Raw genomic sequence first — 17,255 nt, 5'->3', positions numbered from 1 at the left:
CGGCGACACGGCCCGAATGTCGCCTCCACCAGGGAGGATGGGAAGGTGCCCAACGTGCTCGAGCGGTTCGGTCCTGCCACGCAGGACTGGTTCCGCGGCGCGTTCGCGGCACCCACTCCCGCGCAGCTCGGTGCCTGGGATGCGATCTCGCACGGCAAGCACGCGCTCGTGGTCGCGCCCACGGGATCGGGCAAGACGCTGTCGGCGTTCTTGTGGGCCATCGACCGGATCTTCCACGAGAAGGATGCCGCTCCGGTCGCGCCCGCCAGACGCCGGGGTCGCGCGGCACCGCCTCCGGCATCCCCCACCCGCGTTCTCTACATCTCGCCGCTGAAGGCTCTCGGGGTCGACGTGGAGCGCAACCTCCGCTCGCCGCTTGTCGGAATCGGCCAGTCGGCGCGGCGCCTCGGAATCACCGTTCCGGCAGTGACGGTGGGGGTGCGCTCGGGCGATACCACCTCATCGGACCGTCGCAAACTCGTCACCGCACCCCCGGACATCCTCATCACGACACCGGAGTCGCTGTACCTGATGCTGACCAGCCAGGCCGGCGAGACCCTGCGCGGCGTGCACACCGTGATCATCGACGAGGTGCACGCGGTGGCAGCCACCAAGCGCGGCGCCCACCTCGCGGTCAGTCTGGAGCGCCTCGACGACCTGCGACGGGCCGACGATCCGGCCGCGGCGCCCGCCCAGCGCATCGGCCTGTCCGCGACCGTCCGCCCCATCGACGAGGTCGCCCGCTTCCTGGGCGGCTCGGCGCCGGTCGAGATCGTCGCGCCGCGGGCGACGAAGACGTTCGACCTGACGGTCGTGGTCCCCGTGGACGACATGCTCAACCCGCCTCCCCCGCCGGGGGCGGAGACACCGGATGCCGCGCCCGACGGTTCGGCCGACCAGGACTGGTTCTCGGACGGATCGGGCACGCGCCCCGAATCGACCGAGATGACCGGTTCGCTGTGGCCCCACGTCGAGGAGGCGATCGTCGACCGCATCCTGCAGCACCGCTCCACCATCGTGTTCTCCAACTCGCGCCGGCTCGCGGAACGGCTGACCGGGCGACTGAACGAGATCTACACGGAGCGGCTCGGCCTGGAGCTTCCGGATGCCGCGATCCCGGCCGCGATGATGGCTCAGGCCGGCATCAGCTCAGGGGCGGACCCGGTGCTGGCCAAAGCGCACCACGGGTCGGTGTCCAAGGAGCAGCGCGCGCAGGTGGAGGAGGAGCTGAAGGCCGGCATCCTGCGCTGCGTCGTGGCGACCAGCAGCCTGGAGCTGGGCATCGACATGGGCGCCGTCGATCTCGTCATCCAGGTGGAGGCCCCGCCCAGCGCGGCGTCGGGTCTGCAGCGCATCGGGCGCGCCGGTCACCAGGTCGGCGAGGTGAGCCGGGCCGCACTCTTCCCGAAGCATCGCGGTGACGTGCTGCACACCGCGATCGTGACCGAGCGGATGCTGGCCGGGCAGATCGAGGCGATCTCGATCCCGCAGAATCCCCTGGACATCCTCGCGCAGCAGACGGTGGCGGCATCCGCCCTCGGCCCGATCGATGTGGAGGGCTGGTTCGAGACGGTCAAGCGCAGCGCCCCGTTCCGCACACTTCCGCGGTCGGCGTACGAGGCGACGCTGGATCTGCTGGCCGGCCGGTTCCCGTCCGACGAGTTCGCCGAGCTGCGGCCCCGGCTGGTGTGGGACCGCGACCAGGGCACGCTGACCGGCCGGCCCGGGGCACAGCGCATCGCGGTCACCAGCGGCGGCACCATCCCCGACCGCGGACTGTTCGGCGTCTTCGTAGCGGGTGAGTCGCAGAACGCGCGGGTCGGCGAACTGGACGAGGAGATGGTCTACGAGTCGCGCGTGAACGACGTGTTCACGCTGGGCACCACGAGCTGGCGGATCGTGGAGATCACGCACGACCGGGTCAACGTGCTGCCGGCCTATGGGCAACCCGGAAAGCTCCCGTTCTGGCACGGGGACGGCCTGGGACGACCGGCTGAGCTCGGGGAGGCGCTCGGAAAGTTCTCGCGCGAGGTGTCCGCGGCCACTCCCGCCAAGGCGCGCGATCGCCTCACCGAGGCCGGTCTCGACCAGAACGCGTCCACGAACCTGCTCGCCTACCTCGCCGAGCAGCGCGAAGCCACCGGCACCCTCCCGACCGACAAGTCGCTCACCGTCGAGCGCGGACGCGACGAGGTGGGCGACTGGCGGATCATCCTGCATTCCCCGTACGGCATGAAGGTGCACGGGCCGTGGGCGCTCGCGGTGAACGCCCGGATCCGCGAACGCCTCGGGGTGGAAGGATCGGCGGTGGCCAGCGACGACGGCATCATCGCCCGGGTTCCGGATGCCGCGGCCGAACCGCCCGGTGCGGAGCTGTTCGTGTTCGAACCCGATGAGCTCGAGCAGATCGTGATCGACGAGGTCGGCGGCTCTGCGCTGTTCGCGTCCCGGTTCCGGGAATGCGCGGCGCGCGCTCTGCTGATGCCGCGGATGAACCCCAACCGCCGCTCTCCGCTGTGGCAGCAGCGCCAGCGCTCGGCGCAACTGCTCGAGGTGGCACGCCGCTACCCCACGTTCCCGATCATCCTGGAGACGCTGCGCGAGGTGCTGCAGGACGTCTACGACGTTCCCGCGCTGCTGCGGATCGCCCGCCGGATCGGCGATCGCAGCATCCGGCTGGTCGAGACGACGACGACCCAGCCCTCGCCGTTCGCCCGCGACCTGCTCTTCGGGTATGTCGGCGCGTTCATGTACGAGGGCGACTCGCCGCTGGCGGAACGCCGGGCCGCAGCGCTGTCGGTCGATCCTGCGCTGCTGAGCGAACTGCTCGGCAAGGTCGAGATGCGCGAGCTGCTCGATCCCGAGATCATGGCGCAGTTCGAACGCGAGGCGCAGCGGCTCGCTCCGGACCGCCATGCCCGGGGCCTGGAAGGCGTGGCTGACCTCCTGCGGATGCTGGGCCCGCTGGATGCCGCGGAGGTGGCGGCACGACTGGAGGGCGCCGAGCCGGGAACCGATGCGGTGACCGCGGCATCCGCTCATCTGGACGAGCTGATCCTCACCCGCCGGGCGATTCCGGTGACGATCGCGGGGGTGCCCCGGGTGGCGGCCATCGAGGACGCGGGGCGCCTGCGCGATGCCCTCGGCGCCGCCCTGCCCGTCGGCATCCCGAACGCATTCCTGGAACCGGTCGCCGATCCGCTCGGCGACCTGGTCGCCCGCTTCGCGCGCACGCACGGGCCCTTCCCCACGAGCGCCGTGGCCACCCGACTCGGGGTCGGCGTCGCGGTCGCGCGGCTCACCCTGCAGCGGCTGGAGAGCCAGGGTCGCATCGCGAGCGGGTTCTTCCTGCCGCAGACGGACGCGACCGGAGACGAGAACGAGTGGTGCGACGCGGAGGTGCTGCGACGGCTGCGGATGCGCTCGCTCGCCGCGATCCGGGGAACCGTCGAACCGGTCTCGCCCGAGGCCTTCGCGCGATTCCTGCCGGTCTGGCAGCACATAGCGCGTCCGCTGGAGGGGATCGATGGGGTCGCCGCGGTCATCGAGCAGCTGGCCGGCGTTCCCATCCCGGCCAGCGCATGGGAGTCCCTGGTGCTGCCGTCCCGGGTGGCCGACTACGCCCCGGCGATGCTGGACGAGCTCACCGCCACGGGTGAGGTGATCTGGTCCGGACATGGCGCGCTGCCCGGCCGGGACGGGTGGATCGCCCTGCATCCGGCCGACACCGCTGCGCTGACCCTGCCGTCCCCGGAGGACGAGCTGGTCGCCGGGTCGCTGGAGGAGCGGCTCGTGGACGCGCTCGCCTCGGGCGGCGCCTACTTCGCCGCCCAGCTGCGGCAGCTCGCCGGCGCCGAGAACGAGCAGTCGGTCGTCGAGGCGCTGTGGAACCTGACGTGGTCCGGCCGGGTCACCAACGACACCTTCGCCCCCATCCGGATGCTCATCGGCGGGGGGTCGCAGGCGCACCGCACCGCGCGCAAGGCACCTCGCGCTCGGCTGTATCGGGGCGCGACGATCCCGCGGACCAGCACGCCGCCGCGGCCTCCCGCGATCGGCGGTCGCTGGTCGCTCCTGCCCGGGCCGGAGCCGGAGCCGACGCTGCGCGCGACGGCGGCAGCGAGCCTCCTGCTGGATCGCTACGGGGTGGTCACCCGCGGCTCCGTGCAGGCCGAAGGGCTGCCCGGCGGCTTCGCGCAGGCGTACCGCGTGCTCGCCGGGTTCGAGCAGGCCGGGCACTGCCGCCGCGGCTACGTCATCGAGAAGCTGGGCGCCGCGCAGTTCGCCGCCTCGGCCACGGTAGATCGTCTCCGCGAGTTCGCGGGTCTGCAGGACCCGCCGCCGCTGCGGGCGGTCACCCTGGCCGCCACCGACCCGGCCAACCCCTACGGCGCGGCGCTGGCCTGGCCCGCGCTGGAAGGGATCTCGCACCGCCCGGGCCGCAAGGCGGGCGGGCTGGTCGCGATCGTGGACGGCGCGCTGGTGCTGTACCTGGAACGTGGAGGCAAGACGGCGCTCGCGTTCACCGATGATGAGGCCGTGCTCGCAGCCGCGACCCGCGATCTGGCCGCCACCGCGCGCGGCCGGCGCCTGGCGACACTGACCATCGAGCAGGTCAACGGCGCGTTCGTCTACGGCACCCCGGTCGGACGCGCTCTGCGCGATGCCGGCTTCGTCGAGTCTCCGCGCGGCCTCACGCTGCGCCGCGCGACGGCCGGTGACGCGCTGCGCGAGGCCGCGCGTGCCTGAGGGCGACACCGTCCACCGGGCGGCGCAGCGGCTCCACGACGCGCTGGCCGGCAACGACGTCACCCGATTCGACCTGCGGGTGCCACAGCTGGCCACGGCCGACCTGCGGGGCATGCCCGTGCACGCCGTCGTGGCCCGCGGCAAGCACCTGCTGCACCAGATCGGCGAATGGACACTGCACTCGCACCTGAAGATGGAGGGCGAGTGGCGCGTGTACCGCCCTGGTGAGCCGTGGCGCAAGCCCGCATTCCAGGCGCGCGCGATCGTCGGCACCCAGCAGTGGGACACCGTGGGGTTCGATCTCGCCGAGATCGACCTGGTTCCCACCGACGCCGAGGGCAGCCTCGTCGACTATCTGGGTCCCGATCCCCTGGGCCCGGACTGGGACGCGGCGGAGGCGACCCGCAGACTGGCCGCCGACACCCGGGCGGTCCACGTCGCGGTGCTCGACCAGCGCAACGTCGCAGGATTCGGCAACGTGTACGCCAACGAGATGCTGTTCCTGCGCGGCATCCTGCCGACCACGCCGGCCACCGAGGTGGATGCCGCGGCCCTGCTGGATCTGGGCACCCGGATGATCCGCGCCAACGTGCATCGCGCGGCGCGCACCTTCACCGGCGAGGACCGCCCGGGGCGGCGGTTCTGGGTCTACGGCCGCGCCGGCAAGCCCTGTCGCCGCTGCGGCACCGTGATCCGGGAGGCGAGTCTCGGGGCGAGACCGACCAGCGAGCGGAACGTGTTCTGGTGCCCGCGGTGCCAGATCTGAGGGCGGACCGGCTCGCACCCGCCCTCGATCGCAGCGGCCCGACCCGACAGGATGGAATCACCGAGGGATGAGGAGGTGATGGCCGTGGGCACGACCGTCTTCGAGCGACGGCGGCCGGCCGCATCCGTCCTCGACCGCAGCCTGGCCGCCACTCGCCGGAGCATCTTCTGGCTCGACGATCTGCCGGACCGGCCGGCCCGTCCGCCGCTCACGGGCGACCGGGTCGCGGACCTCGTGATCGTCGGCGGTGGATACACCGGCCTGTGGACGGCGTTGCTGGCCCGACGCCGTGATCCGGATGCGCGCATCGCGATCGTGGAGGCGCGCACGGTGGGATGGGCGGCATCCGGCCGCAACGGCGGCTTCTGCGAGGCCAGCCTGACCCACGGTCGGGACAACGGCGTGGCCCGGTGGCCGGAGGAGATCGACACCCTCGACCGACTCGGGATGCGGAACCTGGACGCGATGGGGGCGGATCTGGCCGAGTGGGGGATCGACGCGGAGTGGGAGAGGGTGGGCGCGCTCTCGGTGGCGACCGAGCCGCACCAGCTCGCCTGGCTGGACGAATGGGCTCAGGATGCCGCGGCGCGTGGCGAGGGCGGCGTCCTGCGGCTGGACGCCGCCCAGGTCCAGGCATCCGTGGCGTCGCCGACCTATCTGGGCGCCGTGTTCGAGACGCGTTCGAACGCCCTCGTGCATCCGGGCAAGCTGGCAGCCGGTCTCGCCCGGGCGGCGGAGGAGCGGAGCGTCGAGATCTTCGAGCGCTCCCCCGTGCGGCGCCTCGAGACGACCGCCCGCGGTGTCGATGTGATCACCGAGACCGGCCGCATCTCCGCCGGCCGGGCGGTGCTGGCCACGAACGTCTTCCCGTCGCTGCTGAAGCGGAATGCGCTGATGACCGTGCCGGTCTACGACTACGTGCTCATGACCGAGCCGCTGACGGCCGCGCAGCGCTCCGCGATCGGCTGGCACGAGCGGCAGGGCCTCAGCGACGTGGCGAACCAGTTCCACTACTTCCGTCAGAGCGCCGACGGGAGGATCTTGTTCGGCGGCTACGACGCGGTGTACCACTACGGCGGCAGGGTGCGGGCGGCGTACGAGGAGCGTGCGGAGTCCTTCCGCACGCTCGCGAGCCACTTCTTCACGATGTTCCCCCAGCTGGAGGGGCTGCAGTTCACGCACCGGTGGGCGGGCGCGATCGACACCTGCTCGCGGTTCTGCGCGTTCTTCGGCACCGCGCGTGCGGGCAGAGTCGCGTACGCCGCCGGCTTCACCGGTCTGGGGGTCGCCGCCACCCGATTCGCCGGCGAGGTCATGCTCGACCTGCTCGACGGCGTCCCGACCGAGCGGACGTCGCTGCGGATGGTGCGCGAGCGCCCACTGCCGTTTCCCCCGGAACCGGCAGCGGCCATCGGCATCAACGCGACGCGGTGGTCTCTGGACCGCGCAGACCACCAGGAGGGGCGCCGGAATGTGCTGCTGCGAACCCTGGACGCGCTGGGTCTGGGCTTCGAGTCCTAGCGCCCTGCACGCGGGGCACGGCCCGCATGGAAGCACGCCGCGCACGTGGGCGCACGGGGGAATCCGATCCCCGCTCGAGACCGAATAACCCCTGCCGACGGGTGGGTGCGGACAAGCCGATGCGAGGGAATGAAATCGCGGCGGGTCAGGTTATCCCTGTACTCGGCAGGAATGCGCCGTTGGAGGGGACCGTGGGTAAGAATTACGTCGACATCGAGAACGACCGTGGTGAGATGCTGCGCTACCGCAAGCACTCGAACGGGCGGGGCCTGATCGCGCACGGCGCGAAGGTGCACCCGAGCGCGATCGTGGAGATCGGCGCCTACGTCGAACCGGGGGTTCACATCGCTGCCGGCGCACACGTGGGCCGGGGAGTCTGGGTGGAGCAGGATGCGGTCATCGGCCCGGAGGCGGACATCGCGCCGCACGCGCACATCGGCTCCGGCGCCGCGATCGGAGCGGGAGCGAAGATCGGCGTGCGCACCCATGTCGGCACCGGCGCCCGTGTCGCCGTCGGCTCCCTCATCGGCGACGATGAGACGATCCAAGACGGCGAGCGCGTCGCGACCGACCGCCGCGGACTGCGCCTGGCGGCCTGATCCCACGCGCGGCCGAGCCCGGACGGGTCAGGCGAACAGGAACAGCACGACGCCGATCAGCGGTAGCGTGCCCTGGGTCACGGCCGGCCGCAGGTAGGCGCGCCCGCTGGTCAGCAGGACCAGCGAGGCGGCCAGCATCGACCCGAGGCTGAACAGCACCAGGGTCAGTCCCGCCACCCGCAGGGCAGAACCGTCGCCGCCCGTCCAGAACAGCACGAGCCCCAGAATCGCCCCGATCGCCAGGAACAGGTTGTAGAAGCCCTGGTTGTAGGCCATCGGCTTGCTCGTCTCGGCAGCTGCCTGGTCCGCGACCCGGAAGCGGCGCCACACCCGCGGCTGCGTCCACTGCACGCTCTCCATCACGAAGATGTACACGTGCAGGAGCGCGGCGAGAGCGGCGACGACCGTCGCGATGATCGCGATCATGGCAGGACCCTACCGCCGGACTACGCTTGCCGCATGGCCAAGAGCGGTGGTGGTGCGCGCGGCCGTTCGGGTCGACGGACGGGATCCGCGCGTCCGGCGCGCCTCAATCGCACTGCCGCGCCTCGCACGACCGCGAAGGGAAAGACCGCCAAGCCCAGCGCTGCCGCCCCCGCTGCACCGGCGCCGCCGCCCGCGACCCGGTTCGTGCTCGGAGTGATTCCCGGGGCGACCGCCGGCGGGTGGGTCGACGCCTGGCGCGAGCGGATGCCGCGGACCGAGCTGCAGCTGCTGCCCCTCGACGTCGCGAGCCAGCGCACCGCGCTGCTGGAACGCGGGCTGGATGCCGCGCTGGTGCGTCTGCCGATCGCGCCCGACGGGCTGTCCGTGATCGCGCTCTACGAGGAGACCGCGGTCGTTGTCACGTCGGCCGACTCCCACCTGACCGCGGTCGACGAGCTGGAGCTCGCCGACCTTGCCGGCGAGATCCTGATCGTGCCGCGCGACGATGTGCTCGGCACGGTGGTGCCCGGGGCCGTGCCGGCCGCATTCGCCGCGCCGGAGGACACCGAACAGGCCATCGCGACCGTCGCCGCGGGGGTGGGCATCGTCATCGTGCCCATGTCGCTGGCGCGTCTGCACCGTCGCAAGGATGCCGCCTACCGGCCGCTGCGGGACGGGCCGACCTCCACCGTCGCGCTGGCCTGGCCCACCGACCGCACCAGCCCCGAGGTCGAGGCCTTCATCGGCATCGTCCGCGGACGCACGCCGAACTCGTCACGCGGCTGAGGACGGGACGCCGCACACCGGCACGCCGAGTCGGGGGATGTCGCCGACCTGGGTCTCTGCGACATCCCCCGCAGAACGGCCGACCAAGACCGACGCGTCCCGATCGCGCCCCACTGGTCTTCGTGCCCCCAGCAGGCCATGCCCCCCGACATCGCCCTGCGTGTGCCGTTCTACCCATCAAGAGCCGGCATCCTCCGCCCTGATACATCGGAGTGGCCTGATGCATCGGAGTGGCCTGATGCATCGGAGTGGAAGGTCGCGCCGCAGATTCAGAAACCCGACCCGTGGGCCTGAAACGGCGCGATGATCCCGGTGCGCTCGGATGCCGCGGCCAGCGCCGCACTCGGCGGCTCACCGGCCGCGAGGCCCTCGTGCATCGCCCCGAGAAGCTCGCACGCGACGTCATCCGCGACGATGACCGGCGCGGCGATCACGCAGCGGGTTCCCGCGTGCAGCCAGACGCGGGTCATCCCGATCGCCTCTTCACCCCACAGCACCGAGGATCGGCCTACCTCGCACGCCGAGAGCACCACAGTGGCGGGCAGCTCCGGCACGAGGTCGATGTCGTAGCCGAACAGCGTTCCGTCCGCCAGTTCCAGACCGGAGAACAGCGGGTTGTCGGCGGTGTGCCGGCCGTGCGCGGCGATGTGCAGCACGTCCACGCGGGATGCCAGGTCGACGACCTCCGCCACCACCGCCCGCTCCCCGCGCAGCAGCCGCGGATCCGACCAGGCGGATGCGGCCGCCGTGACCTCCTCCTCCCCCCGAGCCACCCGCGGGCCGGCTGCGAAACCCGCGGACGAGGGCACGTGCCACCCACGAGAGCGGTCCCGCACCCACCGGGATGCCGACGGGGCGATCGTCAGGACGCGGGAGCGCAGGCCCGGCAGCATCATCCACGGCACTCCGGCCAGAACGCCCGGCGCGGTCAGCACGATGCGGCTGTCGCCACGCGGCATCGACACGACCGGGTCGACCAGGAGTGCCGACAGGCTGGACAGGCGCGCTTCCAGGCCGGCGCGGACCACCGCGGCCATCGGCCCGGCCGTGACGGTGGCCGACACGTCCAGGTCGGCGCGCAGGCCGCTGAGGGCAGAGCGCACACCTGGCCAGTCCAGCGCGACGAACCGCACGCGCGCGCGCGAGGCGACGAGCACCCCCAGTCGCACGCCGTCGAACACATACGACAGGAGCACATCCTCGGCGAGGCTCTCGCGCACCTCCGCCAGCGATGCGCGGGTGCGTGCTTCACCGGCGCCGGTGCGCGACCACTGCCGTTCCCGCGCACGGTCCCGAAGCAGCGCCGCACGCGGGCCTGCCGGCCACTCGCCGTCCGGCGAGGCGCTGCGCAGGATGCGCAGCTCCGCAAGGTCCGCCGCGACTCCCGGATCCGGCGGCGGGCGCACCGGGATGATCGGGTGACTCAGGAGGCGCGCGCGCTCCGCCCAGTCGAAGATCACATCGTGCCGCCCGGAGCGGAGCGCGGAGGACAGCCCGGTCGTGATCAGCCCAGCACCGCGCATCGCCGCCGAGACCTGAAGATCGAGGCTGCCGACAGCCTGCTGGGTTCGATCGAGCAGGTCCAGACCGCGCGCGGCGTGGCGGCGCGCGTCCGACTCCTGCCGGGCGGCCGCCGCGCGCGCCGCACGCACCTCGTATGCCAGCAGCGCCGCCTCCAGCGGGGTCCTCCGGTCGATGCGCACGCCGGGAAGCGGCGCAGTCTGATCGCGTCGGATGCGAGCAAGCGCATCCGTGAGACGCAACGCCTCCGCCTCGGAGTGGAAGCCCTGCGCGCGGAGCTCGCCGACGACCTCGGCCACGACCGTGGGGGTGGGCAGGCGGCGGGGCACCCGCACCGGGGTGCCGGCACGGTCGATGCGCCCGACGGCGAGTCGGGCGCGCAGCAGGAGCGCCTCCGCCCGCACCGCCCAGCCCGTGCTGCCCAGCGCGGCGAAACGGCGCGCCGCCGCCGATGCGGCCACGGCCGCCCGCTCCGGATCGTGGCTGAGCAGCGATCGGGCCAGATGGTATTCGGCGGTGGCGCGCTCACGAGGAGCACGATGGCGTCCGAAGGCCTGAGACACGCTCTCCAGGCTGCGCTCGGCCTCGGTCACCAGGCCCGCCTCGCGCAGGACCTCGGCGCGATCGAGTTCGTTGATGGCCGCCCACAGCTCGGATTCCCCGTCGAGCGGTTCCCGCACCGACTGCATGGTCTGCAGCGCGGCGACCAGGTCGCCGGCCAGCATCAGCGCATATCCGCGATTGTGGATGGTGAGATTGACCTCGTCGCGCAACCCGGCGTCGCGGTACGCGGTCTCGGCCAGTTCGAGGTCGGCCATGACCGGGCCGAGGCGGCCCCGCTGCATGTCCACGAGGGTACGGTTGAGCCGCATGTTGGCCTGACGCACCGGGGAATCGGCCAGTCCGCGAATGCTCTTGCCCAGCCAGTCGGCGGCGTCATCCAGCCGTCCGCGCTCGAGGGAGAGGGCCCCCAGCTGTCCATGGAGCTGGGCGACGGTCGACGGGGACAGTCCGCCGCGCGCGAGGATGTCCAGACACAGCTTCTCGCCGGCGTCCACGTCGCCCAGTCGAGCCAGAACGTACGCCGACGTGCCGGCGATCCGTGCCTCCAGCTCGACATCGCCCGCGGCGGTCGCCTTCTGCGCGGCGCCGGCGAGCGTGCGACGTGCAAGCGCATAGCGACCCCTGTTCGCCTGCAGCACGCCACGCTCGTACAGATCCCCCGCCGTCGGGCCCACTCAGCCATGATGGCGTGCCGCGCGCGTGCGCGCGACCGGGCCGGTGATCGGGATGCGCTCGCGGGCTACCCGGTCTTGCGCGACTTGTCGATCGCGTCGACCTCGATCAGCGCCTTCTGGACGGGCGACGCGGCGCCCGTGCCCAGCTTGCCGCCGGCCATCAGCGATTCCCCCAGCTCCCTGGCGATCGTGGCGGCGACGAACGGGGACGCGAACGAGGTCCCGCTCCAGATCGCGAAGCCGCCGGTGTAGTCATCCGGGTCCAGGCTCTGCCTGCGCCGCTGCAGGCGGTCGTTCTTCGAACCGGACTGCACGCCCCCCTCCAGGTGGGGGAACACGCTGACCACCGAGGTTCCCGGCGCATACGTGGTGACCCACTCGCCGATGTTGCTGTACAGCGCCACGGACGTGTTCTGCGGGTTCAGCGCGCCCACCGCGAGGTGGCGTGCCAGCCCGCCGGCTTCGCGGAGGTTGAGCTCGGCGTCGCTTCCCGCCCACAGCGCGGCCGGAAAGGTGGGCCGGTCGGTCGCGTCGTTGCCTGCCGAGCACACCACGACGCACCCCCGGGCGCGCAGCCGGCAGAGTGCTTCGTGCAGGCGCACACTGAATCGGCCGTCCTCAGGTGTCTCGTGGTAATACCCCAGCGACAGGTTCAGCACGTCGATGTGGTGCGGGTCGGACTTCGTTCCCGCCGCGGCCCATTCCGCGAGATCCTCGATGGCATCGATCAACTCGCTCTCGATCACGGTGCCGTTGCTGTCGGCGACTCGGATCGAGATGAGGTTCGCTTCCGGTGCCACCTGGCGGAGGATGCCCGCCACGAAGGTGCCGTGCCCCGCAGCCGGATCCAGGAACCCGTCCAGCGGGCCGGACTGGTCGCCGTACACCTCCGGGTCGGTGTCCGGATCGTCGATGCCGATCACCCCGCCTTTGCTGTCCGGCCACTTCAGCGCGCGGCGCACGATGTCATCCGGGGTCTCTGCGCCGGCCGGAAGCCAGCCGGCGATCGTGCCGCAGCCGGTGTCGACGAACGCGATGACAGGCCGTCGCCCGTTCTTCGCGACCGGCTGCAGGCGGGCGGGCTGGGGGCCCAGATAGGTGACGACTTCGAGCCCGCCCGTGCCCGGATAGGCGTATCCGTCGATGCCGGCCGGGTTCGTCTGCCCGTGGGGGTTGGTCCGACCGTGCGGATTCGTCCGACCGTGCGGGTTGGTCCTGCCGTGCGGGTTGACCCCGATCGGGTCGATGGTCAGCACGTGATCCAACCCCACCCCACGCAGCCGGGGGTCATCCCCCCCGTCCACCTCGCCGCGGGCGGCGATCTCGCGGCGCCTCTCCAGATCCCTGGAGGCATCCGAGGAGATCTCCTTCTTGATCCGAGCGCGCTCCTCCGACGGTGGCCGTTCGCCCGATTCCCGCGACCGCCCTCGCGACGGGGGCCGCTTGGTCCCGCCCTCCGCCGCGCGCTGCTGCTCGATCGCCTTGCGACGCGCCTGCTGCAGCAGACGCCAGGCATCGACCGGAGGGACCGGCTCGTCGTCGCGCACGACCTTGGGCGCCTGCACGATGCGAGCGCGCGTCAACCGGCCGCCGGCCTGATCTTGACGGCGGATCGGCTCGGACTCGATCTCCCAGCCCAGCTCCGCTCCCGCCTCGGCCAGCAGCTCTCCCGCCTCCTGCGCATCACCCGAGATCAGCAGGTGACCGGGCACGTAGGCGGTGGCGAAGGCCTGCAGCCCGGGAACCGGCTCGCGTTTCGGGTCCAGGACGAGCCCCCGCGGCTCGCCGGCGGCCTCCCGCTCTCGCCATGGTCGGATCCGGGGCTCATCAGCCATACGTCACGCCTTTCACAGAAGGGATGCCGGGGCGCCCGGCCTCGGCATCCGCTGGGTCACACTTCGAACTGGGGGGTTTGGAATTCCCGGAGCTCGTCATCCGCGGCGCGGACGACGAGCCGCAGCCGGCAGACGCCCGGCGGCACGTTCTCGAACGCGAACCGGCCGTGCTCACCGGCCTCGGTGCTCCACTCGCGCTCACCCTGTCGCAGACGGATCGCCAGGGCCGCGGCATCCACCCAGCCGTCGATGCGCCGTGAGCCGTCCTCGGCCACGGTGACGTGCACGAGGACACTGGTGGTGCCGTCGCTGAACTGCAGTGTCGCGGTGTCCGCCTCGCCCCGCACCGCCGCCAGCTGGGATGCCTCCACGAGCGTCAGCAGAGCGTACTCGCGCGACAGGTCCTCGACCGCCACAGTCGCGACCATGCGATCGACCAGGTCGGCCGGAACCGGATCGACGTCCTGCCACATCGCGCGCATGCGCGCGAACAGTGCGGCATCCGCGGCGAAGTCCTCAGTCTGCATCGGAATCCTCCTCCCATCCGGCGCTGTGCAGAACGGCGCGAAGCTTCGCGAGGCACCGCTGCCGTGTCGGCCCGATCGAGCCGATCGGCATCGCCAGGTCCTGCGCGATGCGCGCGTAGTCGGGGCGCTCCTCGAAGGCCACGATGCGCAGCAGGCGCTGGCACCGTTCGTTCAGCCGGCCCACGCTCAGCCACAGGCGACGGGACTCGTCGTCGGTGGCGGCGGTCTGCTCGGCGGACTCGCGCGCGGGCAGGTGCGGCTCCAGGCTCTCCATCTCGGTCGGGTCCGCTCGGCGATGAAGCTTGCCGACCCGCCACGCCTCACGACGGGCGACCATGGTCAGCCATCCCGAAACGGCCTGGGGCTCGGTGATGGATGCGTGCCGGCGCACCAAGGTGAGCCACGTCGTCTGCACCACGTCCTCGGCCAGCGCGCGGTCCAGCCCATAGGCGCGGACCACGTGCCACAGCATCGGGGTCATCAGCCGGACCAGCTCGTCCATCGCACGCGTGTCACCGCTGCGCCATCTCAGAAACAGCGCGGCAGCGCGCTCCCACCGCGTCGGCTCGGCGGAATCGACCGAGGCTTCGGCGCTCTCGTGCGTCATAGCGCCCATTGTGTCCACTCCGGGGGGAGCGCGAAAGGAGCATTCCTGATACATCGCGCCGCCGTGCGCTCCGGATTGCGTACCGCGACGGCGCTTTTGCCGCATCGGCCCGACCCGCGTCTAGACTCACGCCATGACGACGGCGCCGCTTCTGTACGTGTGCGTGCGTCCGCAGCAGGGGGCGGCGGCGGCGGAGTATGAGTCCTTCCGCGTGGGTGCGCGGCTCGACGCATCGCAGCTGGTCCCGCTCGACCTGGTCCGGGACCCGCTCCCGGCCGACACGTTCGAGCGGTACAGCGGGTTCTTCGTCGGCGGCAGTCCGTTCAACGTGACGGATCCGGAGTCCTCGAAGACGGACGTGCAGCGCCGGCTCGAAGCCGATCTGGAGCGCATCGCAGCCGCGACCATGGATTCCTCAGGTCCGGCAGCCCTGTTCACGTGCTACGGCATCGGCATCGTGACGCGGTTGCTGGGCGGCGAGGTCACCCGCGCCTACCGCGAGGACACCGGACCGGTCCTCGTCGACCTCACCGTCGAGGGGGAGAGGGATCCGCTGCTGGGATCGCTCGCCCGCCGGTTCACCGCCCTGGCCGCACACAAGGAGGGGTCGGGGCAGGTCCCGCCCGGCGCCACGCTGCTGGCCACGAACAAGGCGTCCCCGGTTCAGGCGTACCGGGTCGGCGACCGCCTCTACGCGACCCAGTTCCACCCGGAGCCCACCACCCGGGCGTTCACCGAGCGCATGGCCGTCTATCGCGACGACGGCTACTTCCCGGCCAACGACTATGAGACCGTCGCCGGCCGTGTGCTGGCGGCATCCGTCACCGAACCGACACGGCTGCTGCGCGCCTTCGCCGGCGCGTTCGGCCCGGCCTGACCTACGCGCCCCCCGGCGGGTGCAGCAGCAGGTCGACCCGCTCGTCGAGGTATGCAGCCAGCGGCATGAAACCGCCCGCGGCGCTCCAGCGCACACTCGGCGTGCCGTCGCGCAGCTGGAGCGGACCGGATGCCTCGCCCCGATCGACCGCGTCGGCATCGAGCAGCTGCCACCCGATGTGCACGGTCTCCCCCTCCGCGATGCCGCCGAGCGCGGCCGCCGCGGCCAGTTCGGCACGGCGGCGCTGCGATTCGGCGGTGAAGCCGCGCCGCACCTCCCGCCGTGCGCGCAGAATGTCACCGGTGGCCAGCACCGCGTCGTCCGTGACCAGCAGCACCCCGAGGTGCCAGGCGGCGCCACGGCGGACGATGCGCGCCGACCTGCCCACCCCGAACAGCCGCCGGGGCGAGATGAGCTCACCGAGGGCTTCCTGCGGCGCACCGGCCAGACGGGACCGTGCGTCCTGGATGAGCGCGCCCGTACTCACACGCGGTCGTCCTCCAGCTCGGCAGCTGCGGGGACGGCCCGCTCGCCGCGCAGGCTCATCGCGATGAGCGGGAACAGCAGCACCGACAGCATCCCGGCACCGACCAGCACGGCCGCCGCGGCGCTGGGCAGGATGCCCTCGTCCACACCGATTCCGGTGACCGCGACGATGATGGGCAGCCCGGTCGCGCCGAGGAACGCGACGGCGAAGCGGTCGCGCCGCGTCGAGCCGGCCGGTGCGGCGAGCATCGACGGAAGCCCGCGCACCAGGAACAGCGCGACGACCACGAGCGGCACGGCCGCCAGCAGCACGGGGGTTTCCATGAGCGAGGCCAGATCGAAGGTGACGCCCGTGTAGATGAAGAAGACGGGCACCAGGAACCCGAAGGCGACCGCCTCGACCTTGCTCTCGACGGCCCTGCGGTCGCTTTCCTTCGCGTCGCGCATCAGCAGGCGCCACACGATGCCTGCGGCGAACGCGCCCAGCAGCAGATCCAGATCCAGCACCACGCTCAGCGCGACCAGGGCGGAGAGGATCAGGAACACGACGCGGATCGCGAACTGACCGGACGTGTGCAGCGTCGCGTTGACGGCGCGGTGCATCGCGCCTGTCGGCATCCGGAACGCCATCCAGATCGCCAGACCCGCCACCAGGCCGAAGACCAGCAGGACGACCGACTCGATCCCCGGATCGCGGCTGCCCAGGAACAGCGAGATCGCGATCAGCGGCCCGAATTCGCCCACTGCACCGATCGCGCCGATCGCGCGACCGAACGGGGTGCGCAGCTCACCGGCGTCGCGCAGGATGGGGAGGATGGTCCCCAGTGCCGTGGAGGCCAGCGCGATGCCGATGACGATGGCGATCTCACCGGGGAAGAGGATCCAGGTCAGTGCCACGCCGGCGGCGAGGCTGATCAGCCAGCCTCCCGCCGCGGCGCGCCCGCTGCGGCCCCGGAAGGCCGCGAATTCGATCTCGGATCCGGCGACGAAGAACAGCATCGCCAACCCGAATTCGGACAGCGCTGCCACGAAGTCCGACGGCACGGCCCAGCCCAGCAGAGACGGACCCACCAGGATGCCGAGGACGAGCTCGAACACGACGATCGGGATCCGCACCCATCTGCTCAGGCTGCGCGCGAACAGCGGCGCCAGCACGGCGAGCAGCGGGATGACGAGAAGGGTCGGCTCGAGCTGGTCCACGCTTCACCGTACCGACTCGGCGGTGCCACCGTCAGCGCGGCGGGGGGTCGTGCCTCGACCGCGACGAGCGCGGTCGAGACCGGTGCGCGCCGTCGCCTCCGGGTTTTTATCGGCGCT

Annotated in this window: 13 protein-coding genes; 6 read left to right on the top strand and 7 right to left on the bottom strand. The window is 71.9% G+C overall.

Annotated elements, in window-relative coordinates; all coding sequences use genetic code 11:
* Positions 1 to 45: 45 nt before the first annotated feature.
* The 4 genes from NQ152_RS06575 to NQ152_RS06560 all read left to right on the top strand — a co-directional run bounded on the left by NQ152_RS06575 (position 46) and on the right by NQ152_RS06560 (position 7,635).
* The gene (locus NQ152_RS06575; RefSeq protein ID WP_257523434.1) at positions 46 to 4,749 is read left to right on the top strand and encodes an ATP-dependent helicase; all 4,704 of its coding nucleotides are present in this window, start codon (positions 46 to 48) and stop codon (positions 4,747 to 4,749) included.
* Positions 4,742 to 5,515, top strand: a complete 774-nt coding sequence (locus NQ152_RS06570; RefSeq protein ID WP_257523433.1) for a DNA-formamidopyrimidine glycosylase family protein — start codon at positions 4,742 to 4,744, stop codon at positions 5,513 to 5,515. The genes NQ152_RS06575 and NQ152_RS06570 overlap by 8 nt, the downstream gene beginning before the upstream one ends.
* A gap of 84 nt (positions 5,516 to 5,599) precedes the next feature.
* Entirely contained in the window at positions 5,600 to 7,036 is a 1,437-nt protein-coding gene (locus NQ152_RS06565; RefSeq protein ID WP_257523458.1) for an FAD-dependent oxidoreductase, read from the top strand.
* A 191-nt stretch (positions 7,037 to 7,227) separates the two neighbouring features.
* Positions 7,228 to 7,635 (top strand): transferase, encoded by a 408-nt coding sequence (locus NQ152_RS06560; RefSeq protein WP_257501416.1) that lies wholly within the window; start codon positions 7,228 to 7,230, stop codon positions 7,633 to 7,635.
* A gap of 27 nt (positions 7,636 to 7,662) precedes the next feature.
* Here the strand turns inward: NQ152_RS06560 and NQ152_RS06555 are convergent, their stop codons facing one another.
* Positions 7,663 to 8,061, bottom strand: a complete 399-nt coding sequence (locus tag NQ152_RS06555) for a DUF1304 domain-containing protein (RefSeq protein WP_257523432.1) — start codon at positions 8,059 to 8,061, stop codon at positions 7,663 to 7,665.
* A 33-nt stretch (positions 8,062 to 8,094) separates the two neighbouring features.
* On the opposite strand from NQ152_RS06555, the gene NQ152_RS06550 reads away from it, so the two are divergent.
* Complete coding sequence (locus NQ152_RS06550; RefSeq protein WP_257501414.1) at positions 8,095 to 8,847, top strand: LysR family substrate-binding domain-containing protein; 753 nt, start codon at positions 8,095 to 8,097, stop codon at positions 8,845 to 8,847.
* 269 nt (positions 8,848 to 9,116) lie between these two features.
* Here NQ152_RS06550 and NQ152_RS06545 read toward each other — a convergent pair whose 3' ends face one another.
* The 4 genes from NQ152_RS06545 to NQ152_RS06530 form a co-directional block, all read right to left on the bottom strand.
* Positions 9,117 to 11,606, bottom strand: coding sequence for a CHAT domain-containing protein (locus tag NQ152_RS06545; protein WP_257523431.1), 2,490 nt, complete (start codon positions 11,604 to 11,606; stop codon positions 9,117 to 9,119).
* A 65-nt stretch (positions 11,607 to 11,671) separates the two neighbouring features.
* The gene (locus NQ152_RS06540; RefSeq protein ID WP_257523430.1) at positions 11,672 to 13,441 is read right to left on the bottom strand and encodes a S8/S53 family peptidase; all 1,770 of its coding nucleotides are present in this window, start codon (positions 13,439 to 13,441) and stop codon (positions 11,672 to 11,674) included.
* A gap of 56 nt (positions 13,442 to 13,497) precedes the next feature.
* Positions 13,498 to 13,968, bottom strand: coding sequence for a hypothetical protein (locus NQ152_RS06535; RefSeq protein WP_257523429.1), 471 nt, complete (start codon positions 13,966 to 13,968; stop codon positions 13,498 to 13,500).
* Complete coding sequence (locus NQ152_RS06530) at positions 13,958 to 14,575, bottom strand: RNA polymerase sigma factor (protein ID WP_257523428.1); 618 nt, start codon at positions 14,573 to 14,575, stop codon at positions 13,958 to 13,960. The genes NQ152_RS06535 and NQ152_RS06530 overlap by 11 nt, the downstream gene beginning before the upstream one ends.
* 133 nt (positions 14,576 to 14,708) lie before the next feature.
* Here NQ152_RS06530 and NQ152_RS06525 point away from each other — a divergent pair, with 133 nt between their 5' ends.
* The gene (locus NQ152_RS06525) at positions 14,709 to 15,452 is read left to right on the top strand and encodes a GMP synthase (RefSeq protein ID WP_257523427.1); all 744 of its coding nucleotides are present in this window, start codon (positions 14,709 to 14,711) and stop codon (positions 15,450 to 15,452) included.
* Position 15,453: 1 nt separating this feature from the next.
* Here NQ152_RS06525 and NQ152_RS06520 read toward each other — a convergent pair whose 3' ends face one another.
* Together NQ152_RS06520 and NQ152_RS06515 are read right to left on the bottom strand one after the other, a co-directional pair.
* Positions 15,454 to 15,939, bottom strand: a complete 486-nt coding sequence (locus tag NQ152_RS06520; protein ID WP_257501408.1) for a glutaminase — start codon at positions 15,937 to 15,939, stop codon at positions 15,454 to 15,456.
* Positions 15,936 to 17,138, bottom strand: coding sequence for a cation:proton antiporter (locus NQ152_RS06515; RefSeq protein WP_257523426.1), 1,203 nt, complete (start codon positions 17,136 to 17,138; stop codon positions 15,936 to 15,938). Before NQ152_RS06515 ends, NQ152_RS06520 begins: the two co-directional genes overlap by 4 nt.
* Between the last annotated feature and the right edge of the window lie 117 nt (positions 17,139 to 17,255).

The sequence above is a fragment of the Microbacterium sp. zg.B48 genome, assembly GCF_024623505.1.
Taxonomy (GTDB): Bacteria; Actinomycetota; Actinomycetes; order Actinomycetales; family Microbacteriaceae; genus Microbacterium.
This window is presented reverse-complemented; position numbering and strand designations above follow the sequence as displayed.